This is a genomic window from Lentisalinibacter orientalis, assembly GCF_040706535.1.
GTDB classification, from domain to species: Bacteria; Pseudomonadota; Gammaproteobacteria; order Steroidobacterales; family Woeseiaceae; genus Lentisalinibacter; species Lentisalinibacter orientalis.
This window is the reverse complement of the sequence record NZ_JAPDRJ010000017.1, coordinates 1-261: the sequence shown is the minus strand read 5'-3', so window position 1 is coordinate 261 and position 261 is coordinate 1. Positions and strand designations below refer to the sequence as shown.

Below are 261 nucleotides of genomic sequence, written 5' to 3'. Positions count from 1 at the left end.
CGTGAGGTCATAGGTCTGACTGGTGTCGCCATTGTTGATGAACTTCACCTCGAAGGCCGCCAGGTTGCCCGCGTCGCCCTTCACCTTGAACACGAAGTTCTCGTAGCCGGCGGCGAATCCTGCCGCGTAGCCCGTGAACGCCACGAACCCGACGTGGACGCCGGCACCGTAGCCCTCGCCGCTCGTCACCTGGATGGCAGGATTGAAGTCCGGGTCGCCGGCGAAGTTGAAGTCGAACACCGCGCCGGAGCCGAAGTTGTC

Annotated in this window: 1 protein-coding gene; it reads right to left on the bottom strand. The window is 63.6% G+C overall.

Annotated elements, in window-relative coordinates:
- A partial coding sequence (locus ACJMK0_RS19230; RefSeq protein WP_405240907.1) for a hypothetical protein occupies window positions 1-261 on the bottom strand: 261 nt, incomplete at both ends.